This is a genomic window from Olivibacter sp. EAT-5 (genome assembly GCF_044784325.1).
GTDB classification, from domain to species: domain Bacteria; phylum Bacteroidota; class Bacteroidia; order Sphingobacteriales; family Sphingobacteriaceae; genus Olivibacter; species Olivibacter oleidegradans.
This window is the reverse complement of record NZ_CP173028.1, coordinates 6,514,711-6,535,175: the sequence shown is the minus strand read 5'-3', so window position 1 is coordinate 6,535,175 and position 20,465 is coordinate 6,514,711. Positions and strand designations below refer to the sequence as shown.

Annotated in this window: 15 protein-coding genes; 8 read left to right on the top strand and 7 right to left on the bottom strand. The window is 39.7% G+C overall.

All coding sequences use genetic code 11. The annotated features are described in order from the left end of the window. The first annotated feature begins 1 nt into the window (after window position 1). The 4 genes from ACH11B_RS27650 to ACH11B_RS27635 are packed head-to-tail and all read left to right on the top strand — an operon-like array spanning window position 2 to window position 3,264. A complete protein-coding gene (locus tag ACH11B_RS27650) occupies window positions 2-673 on the top strand; it encodes a hypothetical protein (RefSeq protein ID WP_377611497.1) in 672 nt (223 codons plus the stop codon). A gap of 6 nt (window positions 674-679) precedes the next feature. Then, on the top strand, window positions 680-1,264 hold the full coding sequence (locus ACH11B_RS27645) for a DUF4199 domain-containing protein (RefSeq protein ID WP_013668320.1): 585 nt from the start codon (window positions 680-682) through the stop codon (window positions 1,262-1,264). 38 nt (window positions 1,265-1,302) lie between these two features. Then, the gene (locus tag ACH11B_RS27640; protein WP_013668319.1) at window positions 1,303-2,253 is read left to right on the top strand and encodes a glycosyltransferase family 2 protein; all 951 of its coding nucleotides are present in this window, start codon (window positions 1,303-1,305) and stop codon (window positions 2,251-2,253) included. Window positions 2,254-2,274: 21 nt separating this feature from the next. Continuing rightward, window positions 2,275-3,264 (top strand): glycosyltransferase, encoded by a 990-nt coding sequence (locus tag ACH11B_RS27635; protein WP_377611597.1) that lies wholly within the window; start codon window positions 2,275-2,277, stop codon window positions 3,262-3,264. A gap of 8 nt (window positions 3,265-3,272) precedes the next feature. Here the strand turns inward: ACH11B_RS27635 and ACH11B_RS27630 are convergent, their stop codons facing one another. Beyond that, complete coding sequence (locus ACH11B_RS27630; protein WP_013668317.1) at window positions 3,273-3,629, bottom strand: PleD family two-component system response regulator; 357 nt, start codon at window positions 3,627-3,629, stop codon at window positions 3,273-3,275. After that, a complete protein-coding gene (locus ACH11B_RS27625; protein ID WP_377611494.1) occupies window positions 3,604-5,166 on the bottom strand; it encodes a PAS domain-containing protein in 1,563 nt (520 codons plus the stop codon). The genes ACH11B_RS27630 and ACH11B_RS27625 overlap by 26 nt, the downstream gene beginning before the upstream one ends. Window positions 5,167-5,808: 642 nt before the next feature. Between ACH11B_RS27625 and ACH11B_RS27620 the strand changes: the two genes are divergently transcribed. From ACH11B_RS27620 to ACH11B_RS27605, 4 genes are all read left to right on the top strand, one after another. Further along, window positions 5,809-6,180, top strand: a complete 372-nt coding sequence (locus ACH11B_RS27620) for a PleD family two-component system response regulator (RefSeq protein WP_157622309.1) — start codon at window positions 5,809-5,811, stop codon at window positions 6,178-6,180. A 31-nt stretch (window positions 6,181-6,211) separates the two neighbouring features. Continuing rightward, window positions 6,212-6,412, top strand: coding sequence for a YwbE family protein (locus ACH11B_RS27615; RefSeq protein WP_013668314.1), 201 nt, complete (start codon window positions 6,212-6,214; stop codon window positions 6,410-6,412). Window positions 6,413-6,569: 157 nt separating this feature from the next. Then, complete coding sequence (locus ACH11B_RS27610; RefSeq protein ID WP_377611492.1) at window positions 6,570-7,286, top strand: exonuclease domain-containing protein; 717 nt, start codon at window positions 6,570-6,572, stop codon at window positions 7,284-7,286. A gap of 49 nt (window positions 7,287-7,335) precedes the next feature. Next, window positions 7,336-8,823, top strand: a complete 1,488-nt coding sequence (locus ACH11B_RS27605) for a DUF294 nucleotidyltransferase-like domain-containing protein (RefSeq protein ID WP_013668312.1) — start codon at window positions 7,336-7,338, stop codon at window positions 8,821-8,823. Between the two features lie 11 nt (window positions 8,824-8,834). Here the strand turns inward: ACH11B_RS27605 and ACH11B_RS27600 are convergent, their stop codons facing one another. The 5 genes from ACH11B_RS27600 to ACH11B_RS27580 form a co-directional block, all read right to left on the bottom strand. Continuing rightward, complete coding sequence (locus tag ACH11B_RS27600; RefSeq protein ID WP_013668311.1) at window positions 8,835-10,148, bottom strand: gluconate:H+ symporter; 1,314 nt, start codon at window positions 10,146-10,148, stop codon at window positions 8,835-8,837. Between the two features lie 209 nt (window positions 10,149-10,357). Beyond that, a complete protein-coding gene (locus ACH11B_RS27595) occupies window positions 10,358-11,989 on the bottom strand; it encodes a RagB/SusD family nutrient uptake outer membrane protein (protein ID WP_130856506.1) in 1,632 nt (543 codons plus the stop codon). Between the two features lie 12 nt (window positions 11,990-12,001). Beyond that, the gene (locus ACH11B_RS27590) at window positions 12,002-15,079 is read right to left on the bottom strand and encodes a SusC/RagA family TonB-linked outer membrane protein (RefSeq protein WP_377611490.1); all 3,078 of its coding nucleotides are present in this window, start codon (window positions 15,077-15,079) and stop codon (window positions 12,002-12,004) included. Between the two features lie 459 nt (window positions 15,080-15,538). Next, window positions 15,539-17,056 carry a RagB/SusD family nutrient uptake outer membrane protein gene (locus tag ACH11B_RS27585; RefSeq protein WP_289552310.1) on the bottom strand — a complete coding sequence of 506 codons (1,518 nt, stop codon included), beginning with the start codon at window positions 17,054-17,056 and terminating at the stop codon, window positions 15,539-15,541. Between the two features lie 18 nt (window positions 17,057-17,074). Continuing rightward, the gene (locus tag ACH11B_RS27580; RefSeq protein WP_013668307.1) at window positions 17,075-20,251 is read right to left on the bottom strand and encodes a TonB-dependent receptor; all 3,177 of its coding nucleotides are present in this window, start codon (window positions 20,249-20,251) and stop codon (window positions 17,075-17,077) included. Between the last annotated feature and the right edge of the window lie 214 nt (window positions 20,252-20,465).

Here is a 20,465-nt window from a genome sequence, read left to right as displayed (position 1 = left end):
TATGATGGACGCACGTATTGAGAAAGCATTAACTGCTGCACTTTCTGCTTTTGATAAGATAAACGGAACAAACGAGGTTTTTCGAACGAATTTATTCGCAGCTTTTAATAGCGATGAGAGCTATATGCAAAAGGTGGATTTGTTAGACGAATGTTTTGATGCTTATCCTTCTTATGAAGATTTAAGGGAAATTGCGTTCGACCTCTTGCTGATGAACTTTTTTGCAGCAGATGTCGAAAAATTGGAAGAGGATTATCTCGAATCGGAGGAGTGGGAAGATATTGAAGAGCAGACTATAGATCGGGGAACCGAGTTGCTCAATTTGCTGTTATACTTAAGAGAATGCATTGATGAGGAAATCGAGCCGGAGTTAAGTGATTTTCTAAAAGAATTCCTGTTGGTAGATGAAGATGAATTTCAAGATGAACATCGTATTTATGAACCGATGATTGCCAACCAAATATTAGTAGAGAGCAATTATAAAGAAATAAGTCGAGTAGCAGCTAATCTTGGCGAGGAGCAAGAGCTGGCTGGGCTGTTTTATCCGATAATGAGCTTCTTTGCCGAACAGAATCCATCGGAAAGCCAATTTACCGAATATCTAAGAGCTAGTGGCGATCCGTCAATGGACGTAGCGGTTTATGCACTTATAGTGGCCTATAATAAAAACTAAAAGTAAATGGAAAACAACAGCTTATTACGGAAAGAAGGAGCTAAGTTAGGGATTGTAGTGGGAATACTGATGATTGTATTAACCATTATTCCCATGTACTATTATGCTTCCAGTTCCTCGTTTTGGATGGTCATTATTGGCCCGGTCATCACCGGCTTTTTTCTTCCTTTAGTATTAGCTATTTTATTCACATTTAGATTGCGAGGAACTATCGGCGGCTATTGGAGTTTTAAGCAAGCTGTAATCGGTGTTTTTTCCATGTTGCTTGTGGCAAGCTTTATTTCCTCAGTCTCCGGATTTGTTTTTGAGAAGTATATAGAGCCTGATATGAGAGAACGCTATATGCGTAACATAGCGAATAACTCAATTGAGTACATGGAGAAATCGGGTGCTGATGCTGAGCAGATTGACACGCAACTGGAAAAGATAGATGAGCAAATAGAAAAGGCAGGTGAAGTTAATATTGTTAATACGTTGCGTGGTTTTGCGATCTCTACTATTGTTGTTTTCGTGATTGCTCTAATATTTGGTGCTTTATTTAAGAAAGAACGACCCATATTTCAAACAATCTCTGAAGAACCTCAGGAATAAACCGATAAACAAATCATTTGATAATTGCTTATTAACACATGGATATATCTGTCGTCATACCTTTGTACAATGAAGTTGAATCTTTATCTGAATTGGTGGCATGGATTAAACGGGTAAATGATGAGAACAGCTTCAGTTACGAAGTGATTATGATAGATGACGGTAGCACAGACGGTTCATGGCGTGAAATTGAGGCGCTAAAATTAACCTATCCTGAAATTTATGCCATTAAATTTCGGCGGAATTATGGGAAATCAGCTGCATTGAATGTCGGTTTTGCAGCTGCATCGGGCGATGTTGTTATCACCATGGATGCTGACTTACAAGATAGTCCGGATGAGATACCGGTTCTTTTTCATCGAATAAAAGAGGAAAAGCTGGATTTGTTGTCTGGATACAAACAAAAAAGGCATGACCCTTTAAATAAAACGCTGCCTACCAAACTTTTTAATGCGGTGACACGCAGGGTTTCAGGTATCAATAACTTACATGATTTCAATTGCGGGCTGAAGGCTTATCGAAAGGATGTAGTTAAAAATATAGAGGTTTACGGAGAGATGCACCGTTATATCCCCGTTATTGCAAAATGGGCAGGCTTTACAAAAATAGAAGAACAGGTTGTAAAGCATTATCCTAGGAAGTATGGCACGACCAAATTCGGTTTCAGTCGATTTATCAATGGTTTTTTAGACTTACTGTCAATATTTTTTGTTGGCAAATTTAGTAAAAGACCGATGCATTTTTTTGGAAGTCTAGGTGTACTGAGTTTTATGGGAGGCTTTATTATGACTCTTTGGCTGATTTCGGATAAACTGATCAGCATATCGAAAGGTACCTCCTATCGAAATGTTACCGATCAACCTTTGTTTTACATTGCTCTAGTTGCAATTATAGTAGGTACGCAGCTATTTTTAACCGGCTTTATTGCTGAGTTAGTCTCGCGCAATGCACATGACCGAAATAATTATCAAATAGAAAAAGTGATCTAGATAGCTTTTATTTTCCGCATGATTTTCTTTTCAATTATTATTCCTTTATATAATCGACCGCAAGAAATAGACGAGCTTCTGTTTACACTGGTGCAGCAAGGCTATCCTGAATTTGAAGTGCTGGTGATTGAGGATGGATCTACAAATAGTGCCGGGAAGATCGTTGAAAGCTACCGGGATAAACTTAATCTTCGATATTTTTTCAAACCCAACGAAGGGCAAGGTTTCAGTCGAAACTTTGGTTTCGAACGTGCAAAGGGAGATTACTTTATTGTATTCGACTCTGATTGTTTGATTCCGGCTAACTATCTACAGCTGGTTAACGATTATCTATCTCTTCATAAGTTGGACGCTTATGGCGGTCCCGATGCCGCACATGCGTCGTTTACACCCATTCAGAAAGCTATTAGTTATTCCATGACATCGCCCCTTACTACCGGTGGGATTAGAGGGAATAAAAAGCATATCGGGCAGTTTCATCCTCGAAGTTTCAATATGGGCGTTTCCAGAGAGGTGTGGGAGGCCGTTGGTGGATATAAGTTGACTAGATTAGGGGAGGATATAGAATATAGTATACGGATTCAAAGAGCAGGATTTAAGATCGGCCTAATCCCCGAAGCCATTGTCTATCACAAACGGAGAACTGATTTTAGTCAGTTTTATAAACAGCTTCATTTTTTTGGAAGAGCTAGAATTAATATTTACAAACACTTTCCCTTAGAGCTGAAACTTGTCCATTTTTTTCCGGCACTTTTTACGCTATTTTTAATTTTTACCGTCGCACTGAATTTTTTACAAGGTTTTATTTTGTTTAGAATTCCATTAGTTACATGGTGTTGTAATTTTCTGCTAGGGGTCTATGTCTTATTACTTTTTTTCCACGCTTGGTCTCAGAGCAAGTCGCTTAGGGTGGCGGGCCTTGGTGTGGTAGCTGCTATGATTCAATTAACTGCCTATGGTTTGGGATTCATGCAGGATTTTTGGAAAAAGGTGATATTAAATAAAAAATAGTAAGTAATTTATCCAAGCGCAACGATTTTATTGTTTAAATCCTCGATATTAAAAGGTTTTGCTATATAATCGTCAGCACCAACTTCGGATGCTATACGTTCGCTTTCTCTGCCAGCGGAAAACATAATGATCGGTAAGTGAGCAGTTTCTTTATTGTTCTTTAAAATTCTCACAATTTCGTCCCCCATTAATAAGGGCATCCAGATATCGATTAACAGCAAGTCGGGCTTTTCCGATGAAATTCTTGGAAGCAAACGTGAGCTATTGGACTCCAGTAATACCTGATATCCATAGCTTTCCAATAATAAGCCCGTAATGTCTAATATGCCTTCATCATCATCACATATCATAATTTTCTTTATCATGATCTTGGTATTTTAGGGGTAATGTAAAACTAAAGGTGGCGCCTTCTCCGATTGTACTTTCAACCCAAAGGGTTCCTTTATGTTTTTTTATGATCTGGTTGCTTATATACAGACCGACACCGATGCCGGGATACTGTTTCTGTATTTCGTCCACCCGATAAAAAGAATCAAATATTTTCTTCTGATATTGATGGTCTACACCCAAACCATAATCGGTAATTGAAACTTTTATGAAATCACTTAATCGTGAAAGATGTATATTAATTGATCTATTGACGGGGGAAAATTTAATGGAGTTAGTTAATAAGTTTAAGATGACTTGCTCCAGGCGCAGTCTATCTCCTATATAATAATTACTTGCTGCTCCCTGAACCTCGAAATGGTTATCATGATATTTTCCTCGTAATTTATCTACGACCTCTAAGATCATTGCGTCAAAGTCAAATGCCTGTTTGGTAAGTTCTATTCTTCCGGTTTTAATTTTGGATGCATCCAAGAGGTCAATAACCAGATGCTCCAATTTGTCTACATAAGATTTTGTCTTATTGAGTGTTCCCTTAAGTGTTTCGCTTGCATCAGGAGGAAGCATCCGTTGTGTTAATTGTAAACTCGCTGTAATGGCTGTTAACGGAGTTTTAAGTTCATGACTGGCTGTACTTAGAAAGTCATCTTTTCTTTTCTCGAGCTCCCGTAACTCCGTTATATCGCTAATCGCTAAAATGATGTTTGCATTAGTCGTGTGTGATATAAAATGAGCATCAAAATTCAATACTTTTTTTCCGACACGAGTTGGAAAGTCTTCCAACAAATAATCCTTTATGCTTGTTTTTTTTGAGCTTAATTGCTCAGCGAGGTTTTGTAGCCCCATAGTGTTCCACTTCCCGTTGTCGATGCCCAGGATATGCTGGTCCAGTACCTCGTCCTCGGCAATATGGAAAGTTTTAAGGAAAGATCTATTGACCTTTATAATATGAAGATTCTCCGTCAAAATCAACACGGAATCCCTAACGGTGTCTATTACGGCCGTCAGGAGACCTTCATCATCCGATAGATTGTTGTCATGTTCAACCAACGTTTTTTTTACTTTAAGTTTTTCTACTCGGAGCTGCTGATTGGTTAGTTTTAAGCGAGTAACATCGTTTTGAACACCAATATAATAAGTAACATTATTTTCCTCGTCTCTTATTGGTTGTAAGCGAAGTTGATTCCAAAATACAGATCCGTCTTTTTTATAGTTTTTTATTTCTATTTCACATGGCTGCCCCAGATGCAAGGCTGTTTTGATGACTTTTTTTTGTTCTTCGTTGTCATCATTGCCTTGTAAAAAACGACAATTATGGCCAATAACTTCATTGCGCGAATAGCCAGTGAGCTCTTCAAATGCCTTGTTGCAGTAGACAATGGGATAATCGGGCTGCGAGCAATCGGTTATTACTACACCGACTTTTGTAGTATCTAAAGCGGTTAGTAGCAGATCCAATTCCCTATTGTAAGTACGAGCGGAAAATGAAAATTTATTTTCGTCAATTTGCTTCATACATTAGCAGTATAGTATCCTATGCCTAGCAAAATAGGAGATGTTTTGTATAATAAAGTAGTCAAACTCCCCCACTTTCTATTTACAACTTAATATTACAAACTTCAAACCAAAGTAATTTAATGGTAAATTTACGTAAACGAAAGATGCTTGAATTGCTCACATTCTATACAAATTAAATATGGAAAAAAATATCATGGATAATCATGCAAGGGGAGGGATTGACAGTTGATAAATGAGCCTGTTCAACGTGAACAAAAAATTAACAAAAAAATGATAAATGGATTTGGTTTTAAAAATCAACTTGTTGAGTGTTTTTAAGGCTTGTTTGTGGGTTAAAGCTGAGATTTTGGTTGAATATTTGATAACAAGACATACTGACGTTGCGATGGCCAACGTTATAAAAATAATTCAATACGATTATTTCTTGAATGGGTATAGAAACACATATGGAGTTGTTGTTTTGGATTATATCGGAATAAATTAATAAAAGAAGCGTCTACTCAGTGAATGACGATTGGTCATTGTGGCTTTGCCCGCTTCAAAATTTTAAAAGTAAGACTGATATACTTGCATAAACCACCGCTTAAAGTAGGTGATAAAATATGCGAGTTGATGATTATCAAAAAAATAGGATTTAAAATGAAGAATATTCTTTGCGTAGATGACGATACGGATTTCGCGGCAATGGTTGCGGATATACTAAAACCGGAGGGCTACGATGTTAAAATAGATACAGGAAAAAATATGCACAGTATTTTGAGAACCGGAAAGTTTGGGTTGGTTCTACTAGATGAACGCCTCATGTGGATGTGGGGTAGTGATTTGTGCATGGAATTAAAGCAGAATCCGTTAACAAGCCATATTCCGGTTGCGATGGTATCCGCTTCCGATGATATAGCAAAAATTAAAGAGCGATGTGGAGCAGAAGCCTACGTGAAGAAACCATTTGAGCTAATGCATTTTTTGCATTTAGTGGACGAATTATATTTGTATAAAGATGAAGTCGCCTAAATAGTGTATACTTGAATATATTTAGAAAGGTATGAGCAACGGACAATATCGTAAGGAAATTTTTAGAGGACAAAATGTAGGGATTATCCTGAAGAAAGATCAGCGTACGGGGAACATTACTTATGGCTATGTCAAGGATATTTTAACATCGGCCACCTTTCACTCCAGAGGAATTAAAGTTCGACTCGAAGATGGGCAGATCGGAAGAGTTGCCGAAATCTTGGAAGATTAATAGAATAAATACTAAGCGGGTGTCTCCTATGCTTGTCAAAGACAAATGTAGGAGACACCTTCGTTTTATAATAGCCGAGCAATGAATAATTCAATATAAACAGCAGGATTTTACGTCTCTTATTGCACTTGTTATTAAAAAGAGTTATTTTTCTTGCATGCAAGAATATCTTTTATTTATTGACACGGAAACAACGGGGCTACCCAAAAAGTGGACGGTAGGATATTCTACAAAAGATAATTGGCCAAGTGCCGTTCAAGTCGCTTGGATTGTGTTTACAAAGGACGGAAGGGAAATCAAGCGAGAAAATTTCTATGTGAACGAAGACGATGTGGTGGTTAGTCGGCAAGCGCAATTAGTGCATCGGATAAAGGGTTCATACTTAAGAACGTTTGGAGTACCGCGTTGTGCCGTAATGGAAAAACTCAGCAGTGATCTCCGGCAATTTAAACCTCTAGTCGTGGGGCACTTTGTCGCACTCGACTTTCATGTATTGGGGGCGGATTTTTATCGCTGCGCTATGGAAAACCCACTTGGCGATTTACGCCTATTTTGTACCATGTTAGCGAGTTCTGGATACGTTAAAAAACCTTGGATAAAATACCTCCGTTTAAACGAACTCTACCAGGAACTTTTTGAAAAGGAGCTGGAGAAGGCCCATAATGCTTTATTAGATGCAGACGCCACAGCAAAGAGTTATTTTGAGCTGGTCAAAAGAAAAGAAGTTACAGAAGAAACAATTGAAGAACAGCAAGTCAAATTATCAAAACAACTGATTCTTGATAAGTCACCATGGAGCATATCAACGGTGTTAATAATTTTGTTTTTTTTGATTGCTTTAATTGTCTGTTCGTTAGTTTTCAAGCGTTTATAAGTCATTTATATGCACTTCAATTAATGACTATAGTTTTATAGAAAAACTCATGGATAATACAAAAGAACAAGCCCCTTCATTTGATGAAAGTTACCTGATGCCTGAACAGGTCTATTCGAGAAGAATCAGTGATATAGCTTTCAGGGAGCTGGTGACCTGCAAAGAAAGCATGCCGGTGTACGAAGCCGCCCGTATTATGGCTGCCAATAAGGTTAGTTGTTTGTTTGTCACCAGTGAAAGTGGAAATATCGACGGCTTCATTACTGATATAACGTTGCGTGATAATGTGATCGCGAAAAAAGCTGATCTTACTAAACCTGTGTATTATTTTATGGATCGCGCCATAGAGTCAATTTCCATTGATACCTATATATATGAAGCGCTGCTGACGATGTATGAAACAAAATTACGCTATTTGCTGGTAGAGTCAGAAGGCAAATACGTAGGATTTGTTAGCAGAAATAAATTGATGAGTGAACAAGCTCAATCGCCATTAGTCTTTATTCAATCTGTAAAATTAGCTAGAACGAGTATCGAGTTAAAAGAGAAGTGGTCTCGTGTTCCGTACATTGTCAATCAGTTATTGAGTAAAGGTGTACAAGCTGAGATTGTTAATCAATTAATAACCGCTATTGCTGATACAATTGCGCAGAATGTAATAGAAGAAGTGTTGAGCGAAATGAGCAATCCACCCTCTAAATTCGTTTTTATGGTGTTGGGAAGCGAGGGACGTAAAGAACAGACTTTGAAAACAGATCAGGATAATGCGCTAATTTATGAGGATAAGGCGAACGAACATCGGGAAGAAGTTCGGAAATGGTTCCTTGAGTTTGCGCAAAAAGTGTCTGATCGATTGCATTTTGTAGGCTTCGCGTATTGTACGGGGGGCTATATGGCGAGTAATCCACAATGGACACACTCCTTATCGCATTGGAAGAGCAATTATAAAAAATGGATGGAGGAATCGCTTCCGGAGACTGCCATTAAATTTTCGACTTTTTTTGATTGCCGATTGATTTATGGAGATAAAGCAATCATGGATAATCTTCGAGACTTTCTAGATGTAGAGCTTCAGCAGCCTTTAGAGAAGTTTTTTGTGTATTTGGCTAAAAATGCCTTGCAATACGTGCCGCCATTAACGTTCTTTAAACCAATTAAGACGATAACAGTACAAGGCCGCGAGGTCTTTGATATTAAAAAAGCGATGACCCCAATCGTAGACTTGGTGCGTGTTTATGCTCTACGGAATCGGATTTTTTTAGAGAATACCGGAGAACGAATGAAAATGTTGCGAGATATGGGCGTGTTCACTGAAAATCAATATCAGGAATTAAGCTTATCTTATTATTACTTAATGACAATGCGTCTAAAAAATCAGGCGGTGCGCATGATCGTTGATAAGGGTGAGCCGGACAACTATATTGATATTGATAAGATTACACGTATTGAACGTGTTACCTTAAAGGAAATTTTTAAGACTGTGGAAAATTTCCAGTCGGGTATACGTATTAAGTTTACCAATAATTTATTAGGATAAAATCGTTGATCTTATACAACCAGATTTAACAACAGAACACCGATGAGGCCGACGATGGCAACAATGGATTCCATTACCGACCAAGTTAGCACGGTATCTTTGATCGTCAGATTAAAGTACTCCTTAAACATCCAGAAGCCTGAATCATTGACATGTGAGAAGGCTAAACTACCTGCGCCGACCGCTAGCACCATCAAATTAGGGTCAGTTCCAGTGGATTGAATCAGTGGTAGAATCATCGATCCGGTCGTCAATCCCGCTACAGTTGCCGATCCGACGCATATTCGTATAATAGCCGCTATTAACCAACCTAAGGCAAGCGGCGGAACCGGAAGTGCTCTCAATGAAGTAGCAATCTCCTCGCTTACACCGGTTTGTGTAAATACTTCTTTGAGCGCTCCTGAACCGGCAATAATCAAAATGATGGTAGCAACGTCCTTCACCGCTTGCGTACAATGATTCATTAAATCGTCCATTTTAAGTTTTTGAACGACTCCCAAGGAGAAAAGTGAATAAAAAAATACAATCATCAAAACCACCGATGGCGAACTCAGAAATATTAATAGCTGTTGAACTGTTGGACTCAACGTAAATACATGTTGGATAAATGTCGTTGCAATTAGTAGTATAACGGGCAACAATGCCGTAAAAAAGCTATTAAAAGTGCCTGGTAATTGATCATCGGGTAAGTCTTCTGAAATGAATGTCTGTAAGGGTTGCGATGGGATTTTTTTGAGAAATTGTGCAAAGAAAGGACCGGCGATAATGATAGCCGGTATAGCAAGAGCGAAGCCATATACAAGCGTTAAACCCATATTGGCGTTGAATTGGATAACCAGTGCGGAGGGTGAAGGATGAGGGGGTAAAAAGCCATGCGTAACCGACAGCGCTGCTAACATAGGCAAGCCAATGAAGACCGCCGGAAGTTTATATTTATAGACTACCGAAAAAATAAGGGGCACCATCAGCACAAAACCTACTCCGTAAAAAAGTGGAATACCGATGATAAAGCCAACAATCATCATGGCCCACTGAATTTTTTTTTGCCCCACCCACGACATCATCACCGCGGCTATTTTTTGCGCAGCACCGCTTACAGCAATGATTTTACCGAACATGGCTCCAAACGTAATTAATATTAGTAAGGATGATAAAATATCGCCAATTCCTTTCTCTAATGTTGTCGCAATTTTATCAATAGATAAGCCTAAAGTAGCTGCGGCAAAGATTGAAACGAGTAAAAAGGCAGGGAAGGGATGTACTTTGAATGTATTAATCAGTAGGATTAACAAGAAAATGGATAGGGCAATGTAAACTAGGGTCATTGGTGTCTGTTTTGTTGGTACTGTGTTAGGCAAATTAACAGAATTGTTTTATTTATAAAAATAATGAACGAATATTGTTGAGAATATCTTTTAAAGTCAAGATGGCAAAGAGTTTTGATTGAGAAGCCATGCTCCCAACTGACCGTAAAATTGGTGGTACATCATTGGATATGATAAAAAGGCGCTCATTTTTTGAGCGCCTCTGTTGTTTAGTATCCCGGATTTTGCTTCAAATTTGGATTAATGGCAATTTGCGTATTCGGAATCGGATACAATTCCCGGTTTGGGTCACTACTAGGTCTGTGATCCCACCAAGCGGCTGTTGTATACTTTCCAAAACGAATAAGATCGGTACGTCTTTTTCCTTCAAAAATAAATTCACGACCTCGCTCAGCCAATAATTCATCTAGTGTCAAGCTTGCCGTTGTATATTGTGCAGCAGGCCAATCTTCGGCGGAAAAGGCTCGTTTTCTACTTTCATTAATTAAATTTACTGCCTCTTGGGTGGCAACACCGCCATTTTTTCGCATAATGGCCTCTGCTTTATTAAAGTATATTTCGGTAAGACGATAGATCATATAGTGGTTTTCACGATAGTTGGCATCTTGTAAGGTCCCGGATTTATATTTATTGAATCTAGCTCCACTATTTTCTTCTCCTTGTGCCATACCGCCTGCGCTGGTTAAGTCTCCCTCGCTTTCACGGCGGATACTGTTTACAAAAACAATAGGTTTTCCGCTCCATTCTTCCGTGCCTAACACCGGTGTTTGTGTGCCATATTTGTATTGTGGGCCGAACAAAAACCACTCTTTCTTGCGTAAGTCGTTTTCAGTGTAAGCATCAAAAGCGGTTGGTATCACTACGAAGGCATTCCATCCGCCGTATCCGACATTAAGTACATCTTTCATATAATCATAGCCCATAAAGAAGCCGCCCCAATCAAATGCGAAACCTCCTTTTTGACTATATGCAAATTGAAAAAGAGCCTCTGTTGCACGTTGATTCGTATTACTAAATGTAGACGTCAGATCAGCAGCCAGGTTAGGACCACCCCCTAAGCCGCCCCCTTCACCATTTAAAACCTGATCACAGGCTGCAATACACTCGTCCCACATGGGCTGTCCTACCCACTTTTCAGCATTAAGATAGAGTTCTGCTAGCATGGCGTATCCCGCAGCCTTGTTTACTCTTCCAATTAATGCATCCGAAAGCGGTAATAAATTAGGAACATTTTCTTCAAGCTCCTTTTGTATGAAAGCAAAGACTTCCGTACGTGGTTTGGTCTCTGGATTGGCTATTTCTTCAGACACTTCTTCAACAATGGGTACATTGCCCCATAATTCCATTATTTTCATGTAATTATAAGCGCGAAGTACCTTGAGTTCTGCAATGATCGCATTCAGTTCGTCAGGCTCCATGCCAACCTTTTCTGGTGGGGTTGCTTGAATCCGATTGAGCGCGTTGTTAACATAACCTAAGCCTGTCCACATTCCAATCCAAGCATCGCGTGTGCGAGATTCATTGTCTGTCCATGTGTGATAATGCTGTCTAAAATGATCTCCTGCATCATAGCCATGTCTGCCTTTTTGCGGCCAGGCCAATTGATCAGACGACAATTCCGAATGGTAGTAATAACCACTGCCTCCGGTAGGCGCTAGCCATGATTGCATATGGGTCATTGGGCGTAAGGCCGCTTGCAATACTTCTCTTCTGTTGTTGAGAAATTTATCGTTGCTTATTTCGCTATAAGGATTTTCGTCCAGTTTGGTACAAGCTTGATAGCTCATTGCTATCATACCAAATACAGAAATATATATAGATTTTTTTAGGAGTTGTTTCATCTTTTTATGTTTTTAAAATCCAACATTTACACCAAGCGTGAATGATTTGGTTCGAGGATAGAAACCACGACCGTCTATACCTGTCGTAAAACCAGTGTCTTGAATTTCAGGGTCTATTCCACTGTAGCCCGTGAATGTTGCTAAATTTCTGCCGGCAGCGTATATTCTTAAATTTCTTATATAGTTCGAACTCAATTTGAATGTATACCCTAAAGTGACATTATCCAATTTTACAAAATCACCTTTTTCTAAGTAGTAATCCGAGTATTGCGGATCATCGTTCAGCTGGTTATGGGTAGTAATGGCACTTTTGAAGATATTATTTGGAAGCCATTTCTTGTTTCCAAAATACATTTCTTTGGTATTCAGAATGTCAAAACCGAATTTACCCCTGAAAAATACCGTAAGATCAAAGTTTTTGTAGCGTAATGTATTATTAAGGGATAGATTGTATTTCGGAACACCATTTCCGATTATGGTAAGATCGTCGTTATTCATTTCACTGGTAGTTGCCACCGATCCATCAGCTTTATAAAATTGCCATTTCCCATCGTCTGTGAAGCCCGCAAATCGTTTTCCATAGAAATTACCAACCTTACCTCCTTCTTCAAGACGAATGGCGTTTCCAAGATTGCCTGGAGAGGGCAGCCCTCCGAACTCAAGGAAATTAGCCTGAAATACATCACTTGATAACTGTTTTAGCCGGTTATTTTGCAAGCTACCAGCCAAATCGATGTTCCATGTGAAGTTGTCTTTTTTAACCGGGGTGCCGCTCAGTATCAATTCAACGCCTTTGTTCGTTATTGAGCCCACATTCATTAAGATCTTGTCGCGAACGAAAGATGGTTGCTGCGCATTATAGTCATATATTAAATCCTTCGTTAAACGGTTATAAACATCTAATGAACCGGAAAGTCTATTGTCTAATAAGGCAAAATCCAAACCGAAGTTCCACTCGGCTTTGCGCTCCCACTTAAGGTTAGGATTGGCGTTTCTTGCTGGGCCAAATGTTTGATAATAAGTTCCATCCATTAAGTATGTGCCTCCAGTACTAAGCGTAAGCAGGGATTGGTAATTACTTATATCTTGATTGCCTGTAACACCATAGCCAACTCGTAACTTTAAATTATTGAAAAGTGTTGTATTCTTTAAAAATTCCTCTTCACTGATGGTCCAACCGATAGATGCCGCGGGAAAGTTTCCCCATTTATTGTTCTCACCAAAGCGGCTAGAACCCTCTCTCCGAAGAATAAATTGTGCAGAGTATTTTCCTAAATAAGAATAGTTTATTCGACCAAAAAAAGCTACAAGCGTATTGTCATCTTTAAAACTGCCCATACCCGGGCGAGGCAGTAGCGTGTTATTAATAGCGCTACCACCACCAAGATTCCAATCCAACATGGCGTCATTAGTAAAGCCGTTATTATTCACATTAAACTTTTCTAGCGTATTATATTGATAACTATAGCCTATTGTCGCGTTTAACGAATGGTCATCTGCGATCGTAGTGGTATAGTCGAGCGTCGATTCGAAGGTCTGCGACCAGGTGAGGTAGTTCGCTTTAGCGGCATATCCCATCCCCTGATATTCAGAATTTTGCCGTTGATCCCAATCATTGATCGAGCGATACCTCCGATCGTTATATTCATCCCGAACATAGGAGCCAAAGGCAGAAGCTTTTAGGCCTTCTATAATGTTGTAGGTAAATCGAGCATCACCACTGATAGTAGATTGATTACGTTCAAAAATGCGGTTCTCTAATCTGGAAAGGGGATTATAATTGTTAAAGCCTTGGGTCTCTAAAAAGGAACCATCGGGATTTCTAATCGGAGCCGTCGGATTTCGCTGTATCGCTTGTTCAAAATCAGAACCCGTTGTCTTTCCGTAATCTACCGAGTTGATATCGTCATTTACGCCGCCACCCAATAAGTTCGCCTTACTTAAGTTGGCTGCTAAGTTAAATTGCATCTCCAGTCGATCTTGCAATCCCTTTTGATTCACATTAACCCGTCCGCCAAATTGCCGCCTCCCATTTTCTTTTGCAATCCCTTGTGCGTTGTTAAAATAAAGTGACGCACGGTAATTCGACTTTTCACTTCCTCCTGACGCTGCTAAGTTATGGTAATGGCTAAAGTTGTCTTTGTTTACCAGCTCGTCGTATAAGTCTGTGGATCCGCCTAAATCCAAATCCTGAGCGATTAATCCCTGATTGATCAGATCGCGGAATTCGGATGCTGATAGATACTCCGGCTTTTTATCTACTGACTCATGCTGTATATAAGTAGAGTAGTCATACCTCGGTTCCCCTGCCTTACCCTTTTTTGTGGTAATTAAAATTACGCCCGCATTTCCGCGTGTACCATAAATGGCAGCAGCGGATCCATCTTTTAAAACTGAGAAAGATTCGATATCATCTTGTTGCAGTAAATCCAGGTTACCTCCCGGAATACCGTCGATAACGATCAGCGGTGTCGTGCCTCCTTTTAATGAATTAATCCCTCTTAACTGAATTGAAGTAGTCGAATTTGGATTGTTCCCTTGTGTGCGCGTAATATTCAAACCAGCTACTTTTCCCTGGATTAAATCCATGGGTGATCGTGTTCCCCCTGCATTGAAGTCTTCGGCCTTCACATTAGCAACCGCTGAATTGATTTCGCTCCGCTTTTGTGTACCGTATCCCACAACAACGACTTCCTCTAAATTATTGCTCTCCTCCCGTAAGGATACATTGACAATACTTCTATTACCAACAGGTTGCTCTGCGCTTAAATAACCTAAATAGCTAAACACCAGCACATCATTTGTTGAAGCTTCGATCTGAAAGCGGCCCTTTTCATCAGTTGTTACTCCTTTTGATGAGCCTTTTATTAAAACCGAAACTCCCGGTAAAGGAGCTTGATCTGTTGCGCTCGTTACCGTTCCGGCGATTGTCTTCTGCTGTTGTTTGAACGAGCGGGTGGTCGATTTGGAAGCGAATCTACTTGACGCTTCGGCAAAAGATGGGACGCCTGGCATCCCAATGGAAATTAACAAAGCCAAACTTCCCGTTAAGGCCATGCTTTTAATTGGTCTGTTTTTTTGATTGGTCATAAATGTTTAATAATCAAGTTTATAAATTGATCGGTGAGCAAAAAATCAAGTCAATAAATACTCACCTCACTAAATCGCTTTAGTAAAATAATCGAAAAAAAGGCCTTTGTTATCCTAAGAAAATGTAGATACGCTAAACTGTTTTAGTTTTTTTATCATAGTTTAAATGGTTTTTGTTAGTTTATATAGTTTCAAAAGGCTAACTTCTTAAGAAAAAAATTAATATCAAAGAGTTTTTGCTAATTTGTGAAATGTATACACAACTAACAATATTATTTGGCAAGTAGATTGACGGTAATGCACACTCTTTTTGTCATGAATAAAAACGTTGCTCGTGATCATAGAGGAGGGGTAAAAAAAACAGCAATTTTCCAAAAGGAAAATTGCTGTTTTGCATTTATCTAAAGAAGCCTTAAAAACTGCGCTATCTTTTGACTCGGTGCGATGAGTACGACCCCATTACCATCCGGGATTATTTGGCGCTAAATTAGGATTCGCCTGAAGTTCTCGTTGAGGTATTGGTAATAATAAGTACTTTTCTGTCCAAGTGGTACCGCTTTCGTTTCTATAGCCTATTAAGTCAACAAAGCTATTAGCCGCTAAGTTATAGGCTTTACGCGTCCGTTGGATGTCGAAATAAGCTTTATTTTCATAGCATAGTTCGTGATATCTTTCACGCCAAACAGCTTCCCTAAATTGGCTTTGTGATAAGCCACTTAATGGTGCCAATCCTGCTCTTTGTCTTACTTTATTCAAAGAAGCATAGGCTGCATCGGTAGGTCCGTTAACCTCATTTTCAGCTTCGGCATGAATTAAATATACTTCCGGCATGCGGATTAACGTAAAGTTGATGTCCGGTGTTAAGTCGCCATTAACACCCGAAGAAGCTTCCAACCAATATTTATATAAGGCTGGTGGAAAGGTAATAGTTCCGGTACCATTTTTTGCCCTTGGGGCACTGGTAAAGAAAAATCCGCGTTCGGCGCTACGTTTATCACCCGCTTCATAACTGTTAACAAACTCTCGACGTGGAACCAATGAACCATATTCATCACCGTGTCTAGAGATTGAGGAATTATAAGGAATAATCATTTGGGTGATGTTATTTTCCGCTACACCGCCCAGGTATTGTACCTGTAAAATGAATTCCCCTAAATTTTTATTCGGTCTATCGTGGAGAAACTCCAAATTACTAAACAAGGGATACCAGGCATCACCCTGTGTAGTTACTTCGGCTGCTTTGGCCGCTGCTAACTGATAATATTCAGCACCCTTATTTAAAGGATAGCCCGCCATTGTAAGATAAACATTGGCCAATAGTGATTTAACTGCCCCTTTAGATGCTCTTCCCGTCCGGTCTACATCTGGTATAGAAGAATTTTCAGCGGCTGTTAAATCATTGACAATAAGCTCATATATTTCTTCTTTATTGGCTCTTTGAGGGCGTAATTGACTATCGTCTGTTGGATCAACCGGCTGTGTTACCAATGGGATATCCCCAAACAGTCGGGTAAGAAAGAAATAATAGTATGCACGCAAAAAATGAGCTTGACCCATCAAATTAGATTTTTGAGTGTCATTCATATCAATCTGCGGAATGCGGCTTATTGCTACATTGGCATTTGCTATACCTTCATAAAAGCCTTGCCAATAGCTGTAAAAGCCGGGGTTCTCGGTTCCGGTTGTGTGGTTGATAACACCCAAGTTAAAGTTACTTTGTGAATTTGTCGAAGCATGGCCAACGAGTAATTCGAGGTTTATCCAGGGGCTCTCACCATAACCAATCCCATCACCGCTTGTGTTGGCTCTTAAATTGGTGTAAATACCGTTAACAAAGGTCTGAGCTTGTGTTGCATTCTGAAAATAGCTATCCTGTGTTGGATTACTCTTGTTGTTTTCATCCAGGAAGCTCTCGCTGCACGAACTCGCTGTAAGTAAAGTTGCAGCTGCAAAGATGGATATTATAGATTTTTTCATCGTTCTTTCGTGTATAAGTTAAAAGGTTGCGTTTAATCCGAAGGTAAACGTCATGGGTTTTGGGTAATCATGAAACTCAATGCCTTGTGCAAAAGTGTCATCATAAGTAGTAACTTCCGGATCATAGCCACTGTAATCTGTTATTAAGAAAAAGTTTTGGACAGATGCGTACACTCTCAGTCTGCTTAACTTGATCTTTTCCAATGCACTAGAAGGAAGGTTATAACCTAGCATTAAGTTTTTACCGCGAATAAAAGACCCGTCTTCCACTTTATGTGAATCGAGTAAGGTGTCGTAACGTACACCCGCACCTCTTATTTGGGCAATCGGTGTATTTTGATTCTCCGGCGTCCATGCGTTCAAGACCGTGGCATAGCTATTAGCAATACCCGTGCGATCTTCCGATGAATGTTGACTCATGCGGAAAACATCGTTTCCGTAAGAATATTGTAATTCGAGCGTAAGATCAAAATTCTTGTAGCGCAAGGTATTAAAGAAGCCACCATAGAAATCAGGAATACCTTTTCCAAGAATAGTTCTATCCGCGTCATTTATCTGGCCGTCATTATTCAGGTCACGATACTTGATGTCGCCCGGCAAACGGTTATATCTGGCTGCCTCCGCTTCTTCGGCAGTGCTCCAAGTACCTTCTCTGATCAATCCATAGAAACTACCTACGGGGTTGCCGACACGTAAAATATTACTGTTACTTCCAATGAAGAATGGGTTCATAAATACGTCTTCATTATTTGTACCCAAAGCCGTTACCTCATTCTTTAGATAAGAGAAGTTTAACGCGGTAGTCCAAGAGAAGTCGCCTTTGTCAATATTTACCGTATTGATTCCAAATTCAAATCCACTGTTCTTCATGTCTCCAATATTTGTCATCATGCTTGTGTATCCACTAGAAGCCGGAACAGGTGCGGCAAGAAGTAGGTCAGAAGTTTTCTTAAGATAAGCATCGAAGACAATGTTGATGCGATCATTCAATAAACCCAAATCAAAACCGGCATTATATTGCGCTGTTTTTTCCCATTTTAAGTTCGGGTTTGGTAATGTGCTAATAACGGTTCCCGCTGATAAACGTCCATCAAACACATAATTACCTGATTGTAAGTTGGCTCTAGACAGATAACTATCAATTTCGGAGTTACCGGTTAAACCGTAGCTTAAACGTAACTTCAGATTGCTAACTGTTTCGCTCCCTTTTAAAAAGTCCTCTTCCGAAATACGCCAAGCGGCTGCCGCGGATGGGAAAAAAGCAAACTTATTGTTTTCACCGAAGCGAGATGATCCATCAAAACGACCGGTAAGAGTTAATAAGTACTTATCTTTATAGCCGTAGTTAGCACGGGCAAAATAAGAATTCATTTGATAGTTTTGCACATCGGAAGTAGGCGGCATTGGTGTAGCTCCCATACCAAGGTTATTCCACTGATAAAAGTCGTCAGCGATATCATTAGCCGATGCCTCCCATTCTAATACTTCAAACTTTTGCGCTTCTGTACCTAGCGTTGCACTAATTGTATGATCGCCGAATGTTCTGTTGTAATTGATGTGGTTAGACCATTGCCAAAAGAATGAACTTTCAGCGCCAATTCTTGCAAAAGTTCTTCCTAAACCACCATCGAAGTTCGATAAACTACTTACAAAATAAGGTTGATGTTGGTCGCGTACGTTTGCACCAATAGTTGAAGTAAAGTCTAAGCCTTCCATTAAGGTAACCTTAGCATAGGCATTACCTGTGAATACATTGCGTTTATACAGACGCGTTATTTCATCAGCTTGTGCCCGAGGGTTGTCACCGGTTTCTAAACCATCATAGTCTTCACGACGACCGTATGTGCCATCAGGATACTTGTAAGGAATGAACGGAACCATTTCAATCATCATGCGGGGTGGGATATTTCCCCCGACACCATCATCCTGTCTGCGTTCTGTGTTGTTAGAGTAACTGATCGTTCCACCAACTTTAAGCCAATCGCGCACTTGATGATCAATAACGGCGCGTGCGCTATATCGTTTTTGAAAACTATTTACAATAATCCCTTGGTCGTCAAAATATCCTAAATAAAGACCATAAGTTGATTTATCGCTTCCTCCTGTAAAAGATAAATTGTGAGATTGACCAATAGCTGTACGGGTTAATAGATCTTGCCAATCTACGTCGTAAAGAGGCTGTCCATCAGCGGTGAACAGTTCTCGGTTGCCGAAAGTGTTGCCAACGGCATAGCGCTTGTGCTTCTCAACAGGGTTTTCATATCGACCCGCTGCAAAGCCTTCCGGGTCATATTTTTGTGCATTTTGATAACCTAAAGCTTCTATCTCCATCCATTCCGCGGAGTTGAGTACATCTTGCTTACGTGTCATTTTGTTCACGGTCATAAAGGCATCATAGTTGATCTGGCTTTGTCCTTTTTTACCGCGTTTGGTAGTGATCATAATAACACCGTTTGCCCCGCGTGTTCCGTAGATCGCCGTTGAAGATGCATCTTTTAGAACATCAACTGATTCGATATCACTTGGGTTGATGGTGGATATATCTTCTGTAAAGATAATTCCATCAACAACGTAAAGTGGCTCATTTGTTGCGTTAATTGAACTAAATCCACGGATACGAACTTGTGTTCTACCACCTGGTCTTCCCGAGTTTGTTGATGCATTAACACCCGCTATCCGACCACTAAGTGCTTGGTTTACGTTTTGTGCCGGGCGCTGCGTTAGTTCTTCAGACTTAACGCCCGCAACGGAACCGGTAATATCTACTTTTCTTTGTGTTCCATATCCGACGACAACCACCTCATCTAAACTTTGGCTATCCTCTTGTAGTGCTACATTTAAATTGGTAGAGCTTCCGACAGTTCTTTCCGTCGTTAAAAAACCTATATAGCTGAATACTAGTATATCAGAAGAAGAAGCTTCAATGGTGAATTGTCCTTTTTCATTGGTAGTAACACCTTTTGAGGATCCTTTTACCAACACAGAAACACCAGGTAAGGGCGTTTGGTCGGTCGCACTGGTAACTGTACCGGCAATTTGTTGTTGCTTCTTATTCGCAAGATAAGTAGCATTGGAAGTTAACCTGTTGGAAGCCGCAGCCTGCGAAGGGCAGAAGGGGATCCCAACAGAAATCAACAAAGCCAAACTTCCTGTTAAGGCTATGTTTTTAATTGGTTTGTTTTTTTGATTGGTCATAAATGCTTAATAATCAGAATGTAAAATGCTTGATTTCGTACGGAATTGTAAATAGATTGTTACTAAATCGCTTTAGGAACGATCTAAAAAAATAAGAAGCGTGGTATTAACCAGCTAAATTGTTTTAGTTTTAAAGGCACAAATTTCGTTCATCATGGTCACCGTGGTTTGTTAGCTTGTTTTATTAATAGTCGGCTAACTTCTTAATAAAAAT